This is a genomic window from Streptomyces sp. NBC_00045, assembly GCF_045041095.1.
GTDB lineage: Bacteria > Actinomycetota > Actinomycetes > Streptomycetales > Streptomycetaceae > Streptomyces.
Genome location: NZ_CP108271.1, coordinates 938612 through 956393, shown reverse-complemented (window position 1 = coordinate 956393; position 17782 = coordinate 938612). Strand labels below are relative to the sequence as shown.

General features: G+C 72.4%; 15 protein-coding genes and 1 pseudogene. 12 read left to right on the top strand and 4 right to left on the bottom strand.

Going from position 1 to position 17782, the window contains the following annotated elements:
• The first annotated feature begins 101 nt into the window (after positions 1-101).
• Both OHA65_RS04620 and OHA65_RS04615 read left to right on the top strand, forming a co-directional pair.
• Positions 102-1238: a permease gene (locus OHA65_RS04620; protein WP_328761669.1), complete on the top strand. Its 1137-nt coding sequence runs from the start codon at positions 102-104 to the stop codon at positions 1236-1238.
• Between the two features lie 158 nt (positions 1239-1396).
• A complete protein-coding gene (locus OHA65_RS04615) occupies positions 1397-3676 on the top strand; it encodes an ATP-binding domain-containing protein (protein ID WP_329316301.1) in 2280 nt (759 codons plus the stop codon).
• Positions 3677-3707: 31 nt separating this feature from the next.
• Here the strand turns inward: OHA65_RS04615 and OHA65_RS04610 are convergent, their stop codons facing one another.
• A complete protein-coding gene (locus tag OHA65_RS04610) occupies positions 3708-4667 on the bottom strand; it encodes a helix-turn-helix domain-containing protein (protein ID WP_329312687.1) in 960 nt (319 codons plus the stop codon).
• Between the two features lie 101 nt (positions 4668-4768).
• Between OHA65_RS04610 and OHA65_RS04605 the strand changes: the two genes are divergently transcribed.
• The 4 genes from OHA65_RS04605 (at position 4769) to OHA65_RS04590 (ending at position 10104) form a co-directional block, all read left to right on the top strand.
• Positions 4769-6247, top strand: a complete 1479-nt coding sequence (locus OHA65_RS04605; protein ID WP_327281790.1) for an MFS transporter — start codon at positions 4769-4771, stop codon at positions 6245-6247.
• Between the two features lie 203 nt (positions 6248-6450).
• Positions 6451-7773, top strand: coding sequence for a cytochrome P450 (locus OHA65_RS04600; RefSeq protein WP_327281789.1), 1323 nt, complete (start codon positions 6451-6453; stop codon positions 7771-7773).
• 89 nt (positions 7774-7862) lie between these two features.
• Positions 7863-8477 carry a TetR/AcrR family transcriptional regulator gene (locus OHA65_RS04595; RefSeq protein ID WP_405761279.1) on the top strand — a complete coding sequence of 205 codons (615 nt, stop codon included), beginning with the start codon at positions 7863-7865 and terminating at the stop codon, positions 8475-8477.
• The gene (locus OHA65_RS04590) at positions 8461-10104 is read left to right on the top strand and encodes an isovaleryl-CoA dehydrogenase (RefSeq protein ID WP_405761276.1); all 1644 of its coding nucleotides are present in this window, start codon (positions 8461-8463) and stop codon (positions 10102-10104) included. The genes OHA65_RS04595 and OHA65_RS04590 overlap by 17 nt, the downstream gene beginning before the upstream one ends.
• 40 nt (positions 10105-10144) lie before the next feature.
• On the opposite strand, the gene OHA65_RS04585 is transcribed toward OHA65_RS04590, so the two are convergent.
• Positions 10145-10669: a DUF3995 domain-containing protein gene (locus tag OHA65_RS04585; RefSeq protein WP_327281786.1), complete on the bottom strand. Its 525-nt coding sequence runs from the start codon at positions 10667-10669 to the stop codon at positions 10145-10147.
• A gap of 66 nt (positions 10670-10735) precedes the next feature.
• Between OHA65_RS04585 and OHA65_RS04580 the strand changes: the two genes are divergently transcribed.
• Complete coding sequence (locus tag OHA65_RS04580; protein ID WP_327281785.1) at positions 10736-11323, top strand: TetR/AcrR family transcriptional regulator; 588 nt, start codon at positions 10736-10738, stop codon at positions 11321-11323.
• A gap of 60 nt (positions 11324-11383) precedes the next feature.
• On the opposite strand, the gene OHA65_RS04575 is transcribed toward OHA65_RS04580, so the two are convergent.
• Entirely contained in the window at positions 11384-12037 is a 654-nt protein-coding gene (locus tag OHA65_RS04575) for a DUF1326 domain-containing protein (protein WP_327281784.1), read from the bottom strand.
• A gap of 188 nt (positions 12038-12225) precedes the next feature.
• On the opposite strand from OHA65_RS04575, the gene OHA65_RS04570 reads away from it, so the two are divergent.
• The 3 genes and pseudogenes from OHA65_RS04570 to OHA65_RS04560 all read left to right on the top strand — a co-directional run.
• Positions 12226-13050, top strand: coding sequence for a DUF2182 domain-containing protein (locus OHA65_RS04570; RefSeq protein WP_327281783.1), 825 nt, complete (start codon positions 12226-12228; stop codon positions 13048-13050).
• A 4-nt stretch (positions 13051-13054) separates the two neighbouring features.
• On the top strand, positions 13055-13810 hold the full coding sequence (locus tag OHA65_RS04565; protein WP_329312681.1) for a class I SAM-dependent methyltransferase: 756 nt from the start codon (positions 13055-13057) through the stop codon (positions 13808-13810).
• Between the two features lie 486 nt (positions 13811-14296).
• Positions 14297-14786 (top strand): annotated as a pseudogene (locus tag OHA65_RS04560) (IS5 family transposase); the annotation flags it as partial.
• A gap of 43 nt (positions 14787-14829) precedes the next feature.
• Here the strand turns inward: OHA65_RS04560 and OHA65_RS04555 are convergent.
• Positions 14830-15420, bottom strand: a complete 591-nt coding sequence (locus OHA65_RS04555) for a TetR family transcriptional regulator (RefSeq protein WP_327281780.1) — start codon at positions 15418-15420, stop codon at positions 14830-14832.
• A gap of 100 nt (positions 15421-15520) precedes the next feature.
• Here OHA65_RS04555 and OHA65_RS04550 point away from each other — a divergent pair, with 100 nt between their 5' ends.
• Positions 15521-16504 carry an aldo/keto reductase gene (locus OHA65_RS04550; protein WP_327281779.1) on the top strand — a complete coding sequence of 328 codons (984 nt, stop codon included), beginning with the start codon at positions 15521-15523 and terminating at the stop codon, positions 16502-16504.
• 289 nt (positions 16505-16793) lie between these two features.
• On the top strand, positions 16794-17744 hold the full coding sequence (locus tag OHA65_RS04545; protein WP_327281778.1) for a S8 family peptidase: 951 nt from the start codon (positions 16794-16796) through the stop codon (positions 17742-17744).
• Positions 17745-17782: the final 38 nt, after the last annotated feature.

The window sequence follows — 17782 nt, the reverse complement described above, 5'->3', positions numbered from 1 at the left end:
CCGTCCGGGTGACCCGCGTCCGGCCCGCGCGTCGGCCGGCCCCGGCGCCGCGGCTCGGCCTAGGGTGGCGCCCCGCGGCCACGGAAGAAGGACTCAGGGGCATGCACGCGATCTTGCACGCACTGTCGATCACTGGTGCGATGACCTGGCAGATCACCTGGGCGCTGATCCTGGGGTTCGCCCTGTCCGCCGTCGTCCAGGCCGTGGTGCGGAAGTCCACCGTCGTCTCCCTGCTCGGTGACGACCGGCCCCGCACCCTCGCGATCGCCGCCGGTCTCGGCTCGGCGTCGTCCTCCTGCTCCTACGCCGCCGTCGCGCTGGCGCGGTCCCTGGTGCGCAAGGGTGCCGACTTCACCGCCGCGATGGCCTTCGAGATCGCGTCCACCAATCTGGTCATCGAGCTCGGGGTGATCCTGGCCCTGCTGCTGGGCTGGCAGTTCACCCTGGCGGAGTTCGTCGGTGGCCCGATCATGATCATCGTTCTGGCGGTGCTGTTCCGGCTGTTCCTGCGCGAGGGGCTGCTGCGCGAGGCGCGCGAGCAGGCCGGTCGCGGGCTGGCCGGATCGATGGAAGGGCATGCGGCGATGGACATGTCCGTGCGGCGGGAGGGCTCGTTCGCCGGGCGGCTGCTGTCCGGGGAGGGCTTCACCTCGACCGCGCACGTCTTCGCCATGGAGTGGGCCGCCATCCTGCGCGACCTCGTGATCGGCCTGCTCATCGCCGGAGCGATCGCCGCGTGGGTGCCGGACTCCTTCTGGCAGTCCTTCTTCTTCGAGGGTCACCCGCTCGCATCGAAGGTGTGGGGCCCGCTCATCGGCCCGCTGGTCGCGATCGCCTCGTTCGTCTGCTCCATCGGCAACGTGCCGCTGGCGGTGGTGCTCTGGAAGGGGGGCATCAGCTTCGGCGGGGTCGTCGCCTTCATCTTCGCCGACCTGCTGATCCTGCCGATCCTCAACATCTACCGGAAGTACTACGGTGCGCGAACGATGCTCTTCCTGCTCGGCACCTTCTATCCGGCCATGGTGGTCGCCGGCTACGTCGTGGAGTTCGGATTCGGGGCGCTGGGGCTCATTCCCGACCGCGCGGACGCGGAGATCCCGATGGAGGGGGTGAGCTGGGACTACACGACCTGGCTGAACATCGTGTTCCTGCTGCTCGCCGGAGCCCTGCTGTGGAGGTTCTTCCGCACCGGCGGAACGTCGATGCTCCGCATGATGGGTGGCGCTCCCACCCGCTGACGCGCGCCCGCCGACGCTCACGCGGCGGCACACAAAAAAGCACCCCGACCGAATTGACGGCCGGGGTATTCGTCTGCGTATATTTAATGTTTCACGCCTTGGTGAAAGCAGGGCGTGAAGAAGCTTTACGGGGACATCGTATCGGGTCGGGAGTGGAATTGTCAACCGTGGAATTCCGTAATGAACAGCAATTCATCGACGAGCTCTATGCCCGCCTCGACGACCTGCGTGACCAGGCCGAACACGCCGTACAACACGCGCTGGCCGACGCGGGGAGCGGGTTTCAGGCGCGGCTGGAGCGGGATGTGGTCGTCGCCGAGCAGACCGGCCTGCTTTCCGCACTGAACGCGGGCGAGACCGGTCTGTGTTTCGGCCGGCTTGAGTTCTCCGACGGGCAGGACCACCACATCGGCCGCATCGGAATCAGGCAGGACGACGCGGACCGCACCCCCCTGGTCCTCGACTGGCGGGCCGAGGTGGCGCGCCCGTTCTACCTCGCGACCGGGCACTTCCCCATGGGGCTGCGACGCCGCCGCCACATCACGACCCGCGGGCGCGAGGTCACGGCCCTGCACGACGAGATCCTCGATCTCGCCGACACCGAGCGCACGGGCCACGAGGGGGCCGACGCGGACGCCGTGCTGCTCGCCGCGCTCGACGCCGCCCGCACCGGCCGGATGCACGACATCGTGCAGACCATCCAGGCCGAACAGGACCGCATCATCCGCTCGCCCCACCGCGGCGTACTGGTGGTGGAGGGCGGTCCGGGCACCGGGAAGACGGCCGTCGCCCTGCACCGCGCCGCCTACCTGCTCTACGCCCACCGCGAGCTGCTCGCCAAGCGCGGCGTGCTGATCGTCGGACCCAACCCGGCCTTCCTCGGCTACATCGGCGAGGTGCTGCCCTCCCTCGGGGAGACCGGCGTGCTGCTCTCCACCCTCGGCGAGCTGTTCCCCGGCATCCGGGCGACCGGCACCGACCGCCCCGGCGCCGCGGCCGTGAAGGGCCGCGCCGAGATGGCCGAGGTCCTCGCGCGCGTCGTACGCGACCGGCAGGCACTGCCCGAGACCGTACCCGCGGGCAGCGGCGAGGACAGCGCCCGGCTCCCGGAGCCGGCCCTGGAGATCGACCACGACGACTACGGCACCCTGCTGCTGGACCGGACCATGGCGCACGAGGCCCGGGACCGGGCGCGCGCCACCGGACTGCCGCACAACCTGGCCCGCCCGTACTTCGCGTTCCACCTCATCGACGCCCTCACGCGGCAGCTCGCCGACCGGCTCGGAGCCGATCCGTACGGCGGCCCCAACCTGCTGGGCGCCGACGACGTCGCGCAGCTCGGCAAGGAGATCGCGACCAGTGCCGAGGTGCACTCCGCGATCGACAGCCTCTGGCCGCCCCTCACGCCCCGGCAGTTCATCACCGACTTCCTCGCCGACCCCACGCACCTGCCCTCCGGCGAAGCCGATTTGATCCGACGCACCACGGACGACTGGACGCCGGCCGACGTCCCGCTGCTCGACGAGGCCGCCGAGCTGCTCGGGTTCGACGACAGTGCGCAGCGCGCCGCCGAGGAGCGGCAGCGGCAGGAGCGCATCGCGTACGCGCAGGGCGTCCTGGACCTGTCGCAGGGATCCGAGTCGTACGAATTCGAGGACATGGAGAACGAGTTCCTCGCCGCGCACGACGTCATCGACGCGGAACGCATGGCGGAGCGGCACGAGGAAGCCGACCACCGCAGTGCGGCCGAGCGGGCTGCCGCCGACCGCGCGTGGGCGTTCGGACACGTCATCGTGGACGAGGCGCAGGAACTGTCCGAGATGGCCTGGCGGTTGCTGATGCGGCGCTGCCCCACCCGTTCCATGACACTGGTGGGCGACCCGGCCCAAACCGGCGACGAGTCCGGCTGCGGATCGTGGAAGCGGATCCTGGACCCGTACGTCGGGGACCGTTTCGAGCTGGTCCGCCTCGGCGTCAACTACCGTACGCCCGCGGAGATCATGGACGTCGCGGCCGCCGTGCTCCGCGCCCGGCATCCCGGATTCGAGCCGCCGAGCTCGGTGCGGTCCACGGGGCAGCGGCCCTGGGTGCGGGCCACGGACGACCTCGCCCGTACCGTCGCGGACGCGGTGGGCAGCGCCGCCGGGACCGATGGGGGGCGGAGCGGCCGGCTGGCGGTGATCGCGCCGCGCCCGCTGCACGAGGCGCTGGCCGCCGGGCTGCCCGGCGTACGGGTGGGGGAGGAGCCGGACCTGACCCGGGCGGTCGTCCTGCTGGACCCGCGGCAGGCCAAGGGGCTGGAGTTCGACTCGGTGATCGTCGTGGAGCCCGCGGACCACGAACCGAGCGACCTGTACGTCGCCCTGACCCGGGCGACCCAGACCCTCGGCGTGGTGCACACGGGCCGGCTGCCGGAAGGGCTGGACGGGCAGCCGTAACCGCGGGGGAAGGATGGGCGGGAGGGGCGCGTCAGACGGCGGCGGGCGAGAGGCGCTCCACCCGCTCGCCGTCCACGTGCTGGCCGTCCACTCGCCCGCCGTCCACCGGCTCGCCGTCCACCCGCTCGTGCTCCGCGCGCACCGGGCGCGTGGCCAGGCGTTCCAACTGCTCCAGGCGGGCGCGGGTCTCCTCGTCGAGCGGCACCATCGTCAGCAGGCGCGGGCCCGCCGCCGGCCCGAGCCACAGGTTGGTGTGCTCCAGGTGCAGCAGACCGACGTGCGCGTTGCGGATGTACTTGGTCCGGCCGCCCTGGCCGACCACCTCGTGTCGTGCCCACACCTCCCGGAACTCCGCCGACTCCGCCTCCAGCCGCGCCAGCAGGGCCTTCCAGGCGGGTTCGGCGAGGTGCTCCGCCATGGCCGCCCGGAACTTGGCGGCGATGTTGCGGTTCACTTCGGCGACTTCGACGAGGGAGGCCCGCCAGTCCGCGTTGGTGAACGCCAGCCACAGGCAGTTGCGGTCCTCGGGCGGCAGTGCGTCCAGGTCGCACAGCAGCCGCCCGTACGTCGCGTTGTACGCGAGGATGTCGTAGCGGCTGTTCTGGATGCAGGCCGGGATCGGCCCGAGCTGGTCGAGCACCGCCTGCAGCGCCGGGGTCACGCTCGGGCACGGGGCGTGCGGGGTGGGATCGAGGCTGCCGGCCAGCGCGAACAGGTGGGTGCGCTCACTGGAGTCCAAGAGCAGGGCGCGCGCCAAGGCGTCCAGCACCTGCGGGGAGACCTGGATCTCCCGGGCCTGTTCCAGCCAGGTGTACCAGGTGACACCGACGGCGGAGAGCTGGGCGACCTCCTCGCGGCGCAGTCCCGGGGTGCGCCGGCGGCGGCCGCGCGGCAGCCCCACCTGCTCCGGTGTGATCCGCTCACGGCGGCTGCGCAGGAAATCGGCCAGCTCGTGCCGGCGTACGTCGCTGTCCGGGGCCACAGTGGTCATGGAACCAGGGTGCCCTACCGCTGATCCCGTTGCCAGGTAGTCCTTGTACCAGGATAAGAAGACTCTGGTACCAGGCTGGGAGTGGGGCGATCGTTTCCGGTGTGAGCGAAACAACGGTACGCACCACCCACCACTCCCCGTCGACCCCCGCCGGCCCGGTCCCCGCGCCGACCCCGTCCGCACCCGGCCCCCGGCACCCGGCGGCGATCGGCCCGCTCGGACTGTTCACCGTCCTGCTCGGTGCGGCCCTGCCCCTGATCGACTTCTTCATCGTCAATGTGGCGCTGCCCGCCATCGACACCGACCTCGGCGCCGGCCCCGCCACGCTGGAACTGATCGTCGGCGGCTACGGCGTCACGTACGCCGTCCTCCTCGTCCTCGGCGGGCGCCTCGGCGACATGGCCGGACGACGCCGGCTCTTCCTGATCGGCATGGCCGCCTTCGGCCTCACCTCGCTCTTCTGCGGCGTGGCCCCCACCGCCTGGACCCTGGTCGGGGCACGGGTGGCCCAGGGCGCCGCGGCCGCCCTGATGCTGCCGCAGGTGCTCGCCACCATCCAGGCGACCACCCAGGGGCCGCGCCGGGCCCGGGCGATGAGCCTGTACGGGGCCACCGCCGGACTGTCCATGGTCGCCGGGCAGATCCTGGGCGGCGTCCTGGTCGCCGCCGACGTGGCCGGCCTCGGCTGGCGCTCCGTGTTCCTGGTGAACGTGCCGGTGGTGCTCCTCGGGCTGGTGCTCGCCACCCGGGCCGTGCCGGAGACCCGCTCCGACCGGCCGGCCTCGGTCGACGTCCCGGGAACCCTCCTGCTCGCCCTGTCCCTGGTCTCCCTGCTGCTGCCGCTCACCGAGGGCCGGGCCGCCGGCTGGCCGCTGTGGACGTGGCTGTCGCTCGCGCTCTTCCCGTTCGCCGCCACCGCCTTCTATCTGACCGAGCGCCGCGCCGACCGGCTCGGACGCACCCCGCTGGTGCCGCCGAGCCTGCTGCGCCTCCAGTCGCTGCGGCAGGGCCTGGTCATGGTGGTGCCGTTCTCGATCGGCTTCAGCGGATTCATGTTCGTCATCGCGGTGGTGCTGCAACAGGGCCTGCGCATGGGCCCGGTGGCCGCTGGGCTCGCCCTCGTACCGATGGCGCTGGCCTTCTTCGCGGCCTCGCTCGCCGGGCCGCGGCTGGTCGGCCGGTTCGGCAGTCGGGTCGTCACCGCCGGCGGCGTCATCCAGGCCGTTGGCATCGCCCTGATCCTCCTCGCGGTCCTGCGCGGCTGGGCGGACCTCGGGCTCGCCGCACTCGCCCCCGGTGTGGCCGTCGCGGGTCTCGGCCAGGGACTCCAACTGCCCGTGCTGATGCGGATGATGCTCTCGGACGTACCGGCCGATCGGGCCGGCGTGGGCGGCGGCGTCATGGTCACCACCCAGCAGTCTGCGCTCGCCCTCGGCGTCGCGACCCTGGGTAGCCTCTTCCTCGCCCTCGCCCCGGCGGTGGGCATGCGCGACGCACTCGCCGTCACGCTGCTGGTCCAGCTGGGCATGGTCGCCGTGACGGTACTGCTGAGCCTGCGCCTTCCGCGGGTCATGCGGTGAGCCCCGCACCGCGCCCCGGCGGGCCATGGCCTGCCGGGGCCCGCGGCGTTCGCCGACGGCCGCAGCCGGGCAGTCAGGTGGGGTGTCACGAGACGCTGTCGTTCCCGTACAGTCCGTGATGTCAATGCTCCACCGGGAGCCAGGGTCAGGACCGGGACCGGGGTAGCGGTCGAACAGGAGAAGACCCGGACAGGAGAAGACCCGTGGCCACCGAAGCCGGCTTCGACCCCCGCCCGCACTCCGCCCCCACGAGCCGTCCGGTCCCCGAACTGGACGCGGCCCTCGTGGAGCGGTGGCGCTCCGACGGGGCCGAACTGGTCGACCTGTTGGCCCTGGTGCGCGAACGGCTCGGCGGCGTAGCGGCGTTCCGCCTCGGGCCGGGCCCCACGGTCCTGGTCACGGACCCCCGGGCCGTCCAGCACGTCCTGGCCCTGCACCCGGACCGGTACGTCAAGCGCTCCCACCGTGCCCGCCTGCTGATCGGGGACGGCGTGCTCGCCGCCACCGGCGAGGCCTGGAAGAGCCAACGGCGGCTCCTGCAATCCCAGTTCACCGGTACCGGGATGCGCCGCTACGAGCAGCGGATCGCGGAGGCCGCCCGGGTCACCGCCGAGCGCTGGGCCGGGTACGCCCGTACCGGGCAGAGGTTCGACCTCGGGCTGGAGATGCGCCGCTTCGCCCTGGACACCATCTGGCGCTCCCTCACCGGACACCCCCTCGATGCCGCTACCGAGCACGAGCTGAACGCCGTCGCCACAGTGGTGGCCGCCCTGCCGACCCTCCCGGCCGATGCCGTGGACGCCCGGCAGGCCGTCGCCGACGACCTCGCCAGGATCGACGCCGTCGCCCACCTCGCCATCGAGGCCGCCCGCGGCGGCGCCGCGGGACCCGACGGCCCGGGCCTCCTGCACCTCCTGCTCGATGCGGCCGCCGAGCACCCCGAGTACACCGACAAGCTGATCCGCGACGAGCTGATCACGCTGCTCGTGGCCGGCCACGAGACCACCGCCACCACCCTGACCTGGCTCTACCTGCTGCTCGACCGCCACCCCGGGGCCCGCGGGGAAGCCCTTGCCGCGGGCCCGGCCGGTTCGGCCCAGCGCCGCCGGGCCGTCCAGGCCCTGGTCCACGAGACGCTCCGGCTCTACCCGTCCGCATGGATCCTGCCCCGCTACGCCGTCGAGGACGACGTCCTGGCCGGCCACGCCGTCGAAGCCGGCTCCGACGTGGTGGTCTGCCCGTACCTCACGCACCGCGACCCCGAACTGTGGCCGGAGCCCGAGCGGTTCGACCCCGGGCGGTTCACCGGGCCCGACGGCAGGCCGACCCGCCCCGGGGCCTACCTGCCCTTCGGCATCGGCCCCCGTGCCTGCCTCGGCCTCCAGTTCGCGCTGCGCGAGTCGACCGTCCTCCTCGAACACCTGCTGCCCGCCCACAGCCCGGTCCTGCACTCCGTGCCCGCGAAGGCCGCGTACAGCATCACCGTCCGCCCCGACGGCCCCGTCCCGGCGACCCTCACCACCTAGGCCGGACCCCGCTCACCAGACCCGGGCCGGTCCGGGTCCGGCCGGTCCAGGTCTGGCATGAAGCAGTGAATCGGTGCTTCAATCCTTCCATGCCCTACCGTCGTCCCCCCGCCGTACAGGCCCGCCTCGACGCCCGGCGCGACCAGGTGCTGGAAGCCGCCGTCCACCTGCTCTCCCGAGAGGGGTACGGCGGATGCTCGGTCGCCGCGATCGCGGCCGAAGCGGGCATCGCCACCGGCAGCGTCTACCAGTCGTTCTCCGGGAAGTCCGAGCTGGCCGCCGCCCTCTTCCGGACCCTGGTGGCCCGCGAGCTGGAGGCGGTGACCGCCGCGACGCAACGCCCGGGCGGCGCCGCCCAGCGGGTGGCCGCCGCCGTGGAGACCTTCGCGTACCGGGCGCTGCAAGCGCCGCGCCGCGCCTTCGCCCTGCTCGCGGAGCCGGCCGACCCGGCCGTCGACACCGAACGCCTCGTCTTCCGGAGGGCGTTCCGCGACGTGTACGCCGAACAGATCGCAGTCGGCGTGGCCTCCGGGGAACTCCCGCCGCAGTCACCCGAGTTGACGGCCGCCGCACTCGTCGGCGCGATCGCAGAAGCGCTCGTCGGACCACTGGCGGACGGAGACGCGGCCCCCGGGGACGTCATCCCCGGCCTGATCACCTTCACCCTGCGTGCCCTTGGAGGACACGATGCCGCAGACGCATGAGGTCACCAACCAGGTGCCCCCGCACCACGGTTACGACGCGGCCGCCGACCCGGCCCTGCTGGAGGCGGTCGCCCGCGAGGGCGCAGACTGGGCGGTACCCGAGATCCACCGCCTCGGCGTCCTCGCCGGTTCCGAGCGGGCCGCGGAGTGGGGCCGCGTCGTCAACGAGAACCCGCCGGTGCTGCGCACCCACGACCGCTACGGCCACCGGATCGACGAGGTGGAGTTCCACCCGTACTGGCACGAACTGATGGGCACCGCCGTCTCCCACGGGCTGCACGCCGCGCCCTGGGCGCAAGACCGGCCCGGCGCCCACGTCGCCCGGGCCGCGAAGTTCCTCGTCTGGGGCCAGGTCGAGGCGGGCCACTCCTGCCCCGTCTCCATGACGTACGCCGCGGTGCCCGCGCTGCGCGCGACCCCGGAACTCGCCGCCTGGCTGGAGCCGCTGCTCGCCTCCCGCACGTACGACTTCGGACTCCGCCGGCCCGACACCAAGCAGGGCCTGATCGCGGGCATGTCGATGACCGAGAAGCAGGGCGGCTCCGACGTACGCGCCAACACCACGACGGCCGTCCCGGCCCCGGACGGCAGCTACCGGCTGACCGGGCACAAGTGGTTCACCTCCGCGCCCATGTCGGACGTCTTCTTGACCCTCGCGCAGGCCCCGGGCGGACTGTCCTGCTTCCTGCTGCCGCGGGTGCTCCCGGACGGCAGCCGCAACCGTCTGCTGCTCCAGCGGCTCAAGGACAAGCTCGGAAACCGCTCCAACGCCTCCGCCGAGATCGAGTACGACGAGGCGTTCGGTTGGCTGGTGGGGGAGGAGGGCCGCGGCGTCGCGACCATCATCGAGATGGTCAACATGACCCGCCTCGACTGCGTGCTCGGCGGGGCGTCCGGCATGCGCCTCGGTGTCATACGCGCCGTCCACCACGCCACCCACCGGCGGGCGTTCGGCAAGGCGCTCGTCGACCAGCCCCTGATGCGCAACGTCCTCGCCGACCTCGCCCTCGAATCCGAGGCGGCGACGGCCGTGGCCCTGCGCCTCGCGGGCGCCACGGACCGCGTCGCCCGGGGAAGGCAGGACGAGGCGCTGTTGCGCCGGCTGGGGCTGGCCGTCACCAAGTACTGGGTCTGCAAGCGCGCCCCCGGGCATGCCGCGGAAGCCCTCGAATGCCTGGGCGGCAACGGCTACATCGAGGACTCCGGCATGCCCCGCCTCTACCGGGAGGCCCCGCTGTCATCGATCTGGGAGGGCTCCGGGAACGTCGCCGCCCTCGACTCGCTGCGGGCCATGGCCCGCCAACCCGAGACCGTCGAAGCCCTCTTCGAGGAAGTCGGGCGGGCGGCGGGCGCCGACCGGCACCTGGACGCGGCGGTGGCCGGACTGCACAAGCACCTGGCCGACCCCGCCGAGGCCGAGTACCGGGCCCGGCAGCTCACCGAGACGATGGCCCTGGTCTTCCAGGCATCGCTGCTGCTGCGCCATGCCCCGGGCGCGGTCGCCGAGGCCTTCTGCGCCTCCCGGCTGGGCGGCGAGCACGGAGGCGCGTACGGGACGCTGCCGACGGGGGTGGACACCGAGGCCATCCTGGAGCGGGCCCGGACCGCCGGGGCGAGCGCAGGCTGACCGACCGCGGCGGCGGCGCGCTCGGCTGCGGCGCACCCGGTCAGGCGCGGCGCCGCCGGGTGCGCAGGGCCACGTACCCCGTGAGCCCGCCGAGCGTGACGCACAGCGGCGAATAAAGCCGCAGGTCCCAGTGCCGGAACTCGGCCGGCTTGGAGCCCAGTTCGAGCCCGGAAGCCGCGAGGCCGCCGATGCCTCGTGCCGCGAGCACGCCGGACACCACCCAGAGTCCGGCCCGTACCGGCCGGGACCGGCCGATCCGGCTCGTCGGCCGGGCACCGGTCAGCACCATGCCCGCGGCGGCGCCCAGCAGGCCCGCCACGGCGAACGTCAGCGGCCCGGAAGGCAGTTGCGACTCGTCCACCCCGACCACCACGGACGCGAAGTCCGCCCGCGAGTCCAGCGGCCACGGCGAGAACACCCACGCCACGTGCAGGGCCCCCGCAGCGAGCAGCCCCCCGCCCGCCGCCACCGCCGCGCCGCGCACCGCGGCGCCCACCGGCCCGGTGCGTACCTCCGCGACTCCGTTCCCCGCCGCCGCACCGAAAAGCCTGGTCATGGCGCTCATGCCGTCACCTCTCTCCCCAGTTCCATACACCACTGTATGGATGTTCCGTACAGTACTGTATGGAACATGGCCAAGGGGAGAGTGACCAAGGACGACTGGACGATGGCGGCGCTGCGGGCACTGGCCCGGGGCGGCCTCCCGGCGGTGGCGGTGGACGTCCTCGCCCGCGAACTCGCGGTGTCTCGCGGCAGTTTCTACTGGCACTTCGAGAACCGCGAAGCCCTGCTCGTGGCGGCCCTGGAGACGTGGGAGCGGCACGCCACCGCGGAGGTCATCACCGCCGTCAGGGCGGAGGGGGACCCGCGGGCGCGGGCGCGGATGCTGTTCGCCGTCGCGCTGGGTACCGAGGAGATCGCCGGGCTGGAACCCGCGCTGGTCGCGCACACCGCGCACCCGGCGGTCGCCGAGGTCGTCGCCCGGGTCACCCGGACCCGGCTCGACTTCCTGGCGGAGATCTTCGGCGGACTGGGCTTCGGGCCACAGGAGGCCCGCCACCGCGCCCTCGCCGGGTACGCCGCCTACCTGGGCTGGCTGGAACTGCGCCGGACCGCACCCGACACGGCCCCCGAGGCACTGTCGGACGGCCCGGGTGCGGAGGCTGCACTCGACCACTTCATCACGATGATCCTGACCCCTGCGCAGTCGCCCGCGTAGACCGCCGCCCGTGCGCCCGTGCCGTACCGCCGAGACACCAGTCCGCTGGACGCAGAGCTGTCACGGCCCGGACCAGTCGAAGGTGATGTGCTTGCTGGACTGGCCCTCCCGGCTCCACTGGAACCCGAAGGCATCGGCCCGGTCCGCCGTCGACCGGCCCCAGGTCGCGGTCTGGCCGGGCCCGGTCTCCGACCCCGGCAGGTTCGTCGACTGGACGCGCGCGCCCTCCGGCGTCGTGGGTCCGGTCAGGGCCTCCGCGCTCGCCTCGACCCGACCGGGAATCGAGGCCCGCCAGCTGGAGAGGTCGTCCGCGACCTCCACCTCGACGGGGGCGAAGTCCATGCCCCGCATCTCGGCGCCGAGCGCGGTCATCATCTCGACGGGCCAGCTGCCCGCCTGCCCACCGAAGATCATCTGGAGCGCCTCGCGCTGTGCGTCGTCGGCACTCTCGTCGAGGAACACCGCCGCGTACGCGTCCGAGTGCTCGGCTGTCCACAGGTTGCCGACGAAGGACGCGAGCATCAGCACGTTGAGGCCGTCGAGCGTCACGTCGCCGTAGCGGCCCTCGCGGATGTGCCAGACCAGGACGCCGTCGCAATCACCGAAGGTGGGCGGCTGCGCGAAGGAGCAGGGGCACGGCACATTGCACTTGCACGTATCGAACCAGTCTCCGACGACGTGCCACTTCGGAATCGTCGCTGTCGTCTCTGACATCTCGCCGCCTCCTCGTGACCCAGCACCGGACGGCGGTCTCTTGAGGTCGGCGAACCCCCGGGGAACAAGCATCACCGGCGCACTCCCGGTCGCACGGGTCTCCTCCGCCATTCTCCCCCTCCACACCACGGCGTGTCATCCGCCCGCGTCACCATGTGCGCGAACGGCCGCTGTGCTGTGCTGGAGGGGTGCGTCTCGACCGGAAGGCCTTTCCACCGCCCCTGAGGCCGGCGAACCTGCTGTCGGTACGGGAGCTCGCGCTCGCCTGGCTGCTCATGGCGCTGCTGGCGCTGCTCGGCTGGGTCCTCGTCGTCGGCCAGGCCCGGGACATGGGCGTCGAGCCGGGGACCATGGGCATGGGCGTGCCACTGTTCCTGGCCTTCTGGCTGGTCATGATGATCGCCATGATGTTCCCGTCCGTGGCGCCGGTGGCCATCACCTGGGCACGGGCCATCGGCCGCCAGTCGACCGGAGTGGTCCGGGCGGCCCGGACCACCCAGTTCGTGGGCGGCTACCTGCTGGCCTGGACGGCGTTCGGCCTCCTCACGTACGGGATCCTCGCCGCGACCGGGGCCCTGGTGCAGGACCATCCCACGGCCGGCCGCTGGATCGGGGCCGGCGCCTTCCTGCTCGCCGGACTCCAGCAGCTCGGCCCGCTCAAGGACGTGTGCCTGCGCCACTGCCAGAGCCCGCTGGGCCAGCTCGTCCGCTACGCCGGCTTCCGCCCTCGCGCCCGTGACCTGCGGGTCGGCATGCACCACGGGCTGTACTGCGTCGGATGCTGTTGGGGACTGATGATCGTTCTCATTCCGCTCGGCGTCATGAACATCCTGGCGATGGCGGCGCTGGCCGTGGTGATCTTCGTGGAGAAGCTGTGGCGGCTGGGCCCCGTGTTCTCGAAGGCCGTCGGCGTCGCCTTCCTGGCCCTCGCCGTGCTGGCCCCGTTCCAGAGCTGGCTGCTGCCCGGCCTGGAGACCCCGCAATCAACCATGACGGACATGCTTCTAGGCTGAGACGATGGACCGATTAACCGACGTGCCCAAGAGTCTCGCCCAGACGAACGACTACGACGGTTTCGCCGAGGCGTACGCGGCGGAGAACGAGAACAGCCTCGTGAACGCGTACTACGAGCGGCCCGCGATGCTAGCCCTCGTAGGAGACGTGGCCGGTCGCCGGATCCTGGACGCCGGCTGCGGCTCGGGCCCCCTGACCGCTGCACTACGAGACCGCGGTGCCGTCGTCACCGGCATCGACGTGAGCGCCGGGATGTTGGCGTTGGCCAGGCGGCGGCTCGGTGACGACGCGGACCTGCACGTGGTCGACCTGAGCGATCCCCTGCCGTTCGCCGACGATGCGTTCGACGACGTGGTCGCGTCGCTGGTGCTGCACTACCTGGAGGACTGGGGGCCGACCCTGGCCGAGTTGCGGCGAGTGCTCAGGCCCGGCGGTCGGCTGATCGCGTCGGTGGACCACCCCTTCGTGGCCTATACGATCCATGACCCTCGGCCCGACTACTTCGCGACCACCAGCTATGACTTCGACTGGACGTTCAACGGGCGGTCCGTCCCGATGAGGTTCTGGCGCAAGCCGTTGCACGCGATGACCGATGCCTTTACCACCGCCGGATTCCGCCTGTCCGTCATCAGCGAGCCGCAGCCCGACCCCGCCGCCCGTGAGCTGTTCCCCGACGACTTCGCTGACCTTTCGCGCAAGACCACCTTTCTGTTCTTCGTCGTCGAGATACCGCCGTCGGCTGCGGACCCGCACGAGTAGCCAGTCGGCGGATCACGAGCGTGATCGACGGAAACAGCGCCCAGCGCGAGAGGTCGGGCGGCCCGGCGGTTGCGGTGTCACGTCGGGCCGCTGCTCGGGGAGCCGCCGGACCACGGCAGAACGCTCGGTCAGCTGCCGACTCAGTAGTCGGCTCTCGGTGGTCGACTGGTGCAGGCCGCCGCCGAGTGCTGCGACATCGGCCTCCGTACGGAGTGGGACCACGACCCCGCCCGGGCCGTGACGATCAGCCCCCTGAACTGGCGGCGTCGCGTGGTCGGCCAGGGACCGACGTCGTCCCGTCCCGTCCTGGGCCCGGGGTGCGGGTCGTCCGGCGTGATCCGGAAGAGAGCTCTGTCCCTGGTATCAAAGTCCCGCCTGGCCCGCGGAGTCTGGCACCGCACCTCGCTGCGGTGTCGGGGAGCCCGAGTACGTCCAGTACTCGGGCTCCCCTCCGCCTCGCGATGCCCGGCGCCCGGGGCACCCTCCCAGCGGCCAGCACACCGCCGCCATAGGGGGCTCGAAGAACGAGTTCTTGGAGGTTCCCGCGGTGGGGCTGACCAGCAAGATTCCCCTTGCCCGCGACGACCGCGGCCGGCCCCTGGCGTTCGTGCTGACCGCGGGCACCCGCAACGGCTGCACCCGGGCCGAGACCGTCATCGGCCTCATCCGTGTCGCCGTCGGCGGGCGGGACGACCTCGTGTGAGGCCCGAGCGGGTCTTCGCCGACAAGGGCTACTCGTCCCGGACCTGCCGCGCCTACCTCCGCAGGCGTGGGATCAAAGCGACCATCCCGGAGCGGGCCGACCAACTCGCGGGCCGATCCCGGCGCCGGAAACCGGCCTGCCGCTTCGACCGGGCCGTCTACCGGCGCCGCAACGTCGTCGAACGCTGCTTCCACCGCCCACAAGCAGTGGCGCGGCATCGCCACCCGCTACGACAAGCACCCCGCCCACTACCAGGCAGCGATCACCCTCGCCCAGCACCCTCGTCTGGCTCGACAAGTGATCGACAAAACGCTGCCTAGGCCGGATCCCGGCGCGGAGTCGTGGCGCGGCGTACGGCTTCCGTCACCGCCGCGCGGTGGCGGGCCTGGCGCCCGGGCTCCCAGCCGGTGCCCGACTCGCCCGCCGCAGGGCCGCCCACCGCGCCGAACCAGGCCTGGGCCAGGCCCGTCACCAAGGTGAGGACGTCGGCCGGATCCATCGAGGCGTCGACGTGGCCCGCCTTCTGCGCCTCCTCCACGGCCTCGATCTTGCCGCGGTAGGACGCCGCCACCACCGGGTCCGCGGCGCCGGGCCGTTCCAGCTGCTTCCACAGCATCAGCCGCATCAGGGACGGCTGTGCGACCAGGTGGTCGAAGACGGCGCCCGCGTAACCCGGCAGGTCCCCGGCGTTGAAGGGGACCGACTCCGCACCCGTCTCCAGCGCCCGCTGGAGCACGGCGTCGAAGAGCTGCTCCTTGTTGCCGTAGTAGACGTAGATGAGCCGTTTGTTCGCCTGCGCGGCCTCGGCGATGCGGTCGACGCGCGCGCCGGCGATGCCGTACGCGGCGAACTCGGAGAACGCCGCGTCGAGCAGGCGTGCCTTGGTCGCGCTGGAATCCCGTGCCATGGGCGAAGCCTAGCAAGTAACTATCTGGTTATTGACATGCGGCGCGCGTCGGGTGCATAGTCGAACTATCCAGTTAGTTACTTACTGAGGAGAACACGCCATGGAGATCCGCGCACTGGGTGGTCAGGGCCTTGAGGTCGGCGCCGAAGGCCTCGGCCTGATGGGCATGAGCGCCCACTACGGAGCCACCGACGAGACCGAATCCCTCGCCACCATCGACCGCGCCCTGGAGCTGGGCGTCACCCTGCTCGACACGGCCGAGGGCTACGGCCCCTTCCTCAACGAGCAGCTCCTCGGCAAGGCCCTGACCGGCCGCCGGGACGCCGCCGTCGTCGCCACCAAGACGGGCGTCGAGTTCACCGACGAGGGCGCCCTCCGCGGCCACAACGCGACCCCCGAGTACATCCGCCGCTCGGCCGACCGCTCCCTGCGCCACCTCGGCACCGACCACATCGACCTCTACTACCTGCACCGCGTCGACCCCGACGTCCCGATCGAGGAGAGCGTCGGCGCCCTGGCCGAGCTCGTCGCCGCCGGCAAGGTCCGCCACATCGGCCTGTGCGAAGCCGCGCCCGCCACCATCGCCCGTGCGCACGCCGTGCACCCGCTCGCCGCCGTACAGACCGAATACAGCCTCTTCGAGCGCGGCATCGAGCACGACGGCGTCCTCGACACCCTGCGCGAGCTCGGCATCGGGCTCGTCGCGTACTCGCCGCTCGGCCGGGGCTTCCTGTCCGGCGCGATCACCACCCCGGACGATTTCGCCGCGGACGACTTCCGCCGTACGGACCCGCGCTTCCAGGGCGAGAACTTCGCCCGCAACCTGGCCGTCGTCGAGCAGGTGCGCCGCCTCGCCGCGGAGAAGGGCGTCACCCCCTCACAGCTGGCCCTGGCCTGGACGCTGCGCCGGGGTGCCGTGCCGATCCCGGGCACCAAGCGCCGCCGGTACCTGGAGGAGAACATCGCCGCCACCGCGGTGGCGATCACCGACGCCGACCTGGCCGCCATCGACGCGGTGGCCCCGCACGGAGTGGTCTCGGGCGACCGCTACGCCCCTGAGCTGATGACGTCCCTGAACGGCTGACGTCCGCGATCCCCGATCGTGCCGGGCCGCAACCGGTGGGGGAGGGGCGGGCGTCTTCGTCCGCGGCGGCGCCGAGCCGCGGGGAGACAGGGGGCGGGCCATGGAGCGCGGGCGCAAGAGCAGGGTGCTGCTCGTAGGGGTCGTGGCAGTCGCGGCGATGGGGGTCGCGGGGTGTTCGCCGCACGAGGTGCCCGGCCCCGGCGGCGCCCCGGGGTCCGGCGCGGCATCGCCGTCCGGGGGCCCGTCCGGTGTTCCGGGGTCCGGCGGCGTTCCCTCGGCCAGTGCGAGCGTGAGCGCGAGCCCGATGCCGTCCGGCCCGGTGGGGGCAAAGCCCGTCGTACGGACCGGAGTTCCGTGGAACCTCGATCGCCTCGACCAGCGCAGCCGCCCGCTCGACGGTAAGTTCACCGCGCGGGCCGACGGCAGCGGGGTGCACGTCTACGTGATCGACACCGGACTCGACGTCAAGCATGCGGAGTTCGGTGGTCGGGCGGTCCTCGGCGCCGATTTCGTCGGGGACCCGGACGCCGGTGACTGTTTCGACGGCAGCGGACTCGGTCACGGCACGTTCGTCGCCGGCATCATCGGCGGCAGCACGTACGGGGTCGCCCCGAAGGCGGGCATCGTGCGGGTCCAGGCGATCGCCTGCGAGGAGGGCAGCGGCCCCCACGCGAAGGACGTCACCCCGGGCACCGCGCCGGAGGATTCCGTCGTCAAGGCCGTGGAGTGGGTGACCGCCCACGCGCAGCGACCGGCCGTGGTGAACATGTCCCTCAACCTCAAGGGTCGTTCCACTGCCCTCGACGCCGCCGTCCAGCACATGATCGAAGCGGGGATCACCACGGTCGTCGCGGCCGGGAACTTCAACGACGACTCCTGCGGCCACTCCCCGGCCGGCGCCCACGGCGCGATCGTCGTCGCCGCCGCGACCGCCGACGACCGCCACTGGAGCGACGGGAGCAGCTTCGGCTCCGGCCACGGCCCCTGCGTGGACCTCTACGCCCCTGCGGAGAAGATCACCTCCGCGGTCGCGGGCGGCTCCACCGCCACCAGCGACTCCGCCGCCACCTCGTGGGCCGCCCCGCACGTCACCGGCGCCGTCGCCCTCTACCTGAGCGCACACCCCGCGGCGACGCCCGCCCAGGTCCGCAGCTGGCTCACCGAACAGGCCGTCCGCGACGTCCTGACCGGGGTCCCGGCAGGCACCCCGAACCGGCTGCTCCACACCGGCGGCCTGTGACGGTGGCCCGTGCCGGCAGCCTGGGCCGGCAGGCCGTG

Excerpts from the sequence above, each read along its gene's own strand:
- OHA65_RS04580 (WP_327281785.1), top strand. The coding sequence starts at position 10,736 with ATGGCCAAGGGGAGAGTGACCAAGGACGACTGGACGATGGCGGCGCTG.
- OHA65_RS04590 (WP_405761276.1), top strand. The coding sequence starts at position 8,461 with ATGCCGCAGACGCATGAGGTCACCAACCAGGTGCCCCCGCACCACGGT.
- OHA65_RS04550 (WP_327281779.1), top strand. The coding sequence starts at position 15,521 with ATGGAGATCCGCGCACTGGGTGGTCAGGGCCTTGAGGTCGGCGCCGAA.
- OHA65_RS04555 (WP_327281780.1), bottom strand. The coding sequence starts at position 15,420 with ATGGCACGGGATTCCAGCGCGACCAAGGCACGCCTGCTCGACGCGGCG.
- OHA65_RS04610 (WP_329312687.1), bottom strand. The coding sequence starts at position 4,667 with ATGACCACTGTGGCCCCGGACAGCGACGTACGCCGGCACGAGCTGGCC.
- OHA65_RS04585 (WP_327281786.1), bottom strand. The coding sequence starts at position 10,669 with ATGAGCGCCATGACCAGGCTTTTCGGTGCGGCGGCGGGGAACGGAGTC.
- OHA65_RS04595 (WP_405761279.1), top strand. The coding sequence starts at position 7,863 with ATGCCCTACCGTCGTCCCCCCGCCGTACAGGCCCGCCTCGACGCCCGG.
- OHA65_RS04620 (WP_328761669.1), top strand. The coding sequence starts at position 102 with ATGCACGCGATCTTGCACGCACTGTCGATCACTGGTGCGATGACCTGG.
- OHA65_RS04565 (WP_329312681.1), top strand. The coding sequence starts at position 13,055 with ATGGACCGATTAACCGACGTGCCCAAGAGTCTCGCCCAGACGAACGAC.
- OHA65_RS04575 (WP_327281784.1), bottom strand. The coding sequence starts at position 12,037 with ATGTCAGAGACGACAGCGACGATTCCGAAGTGGCACGTCGTCGGAGAC.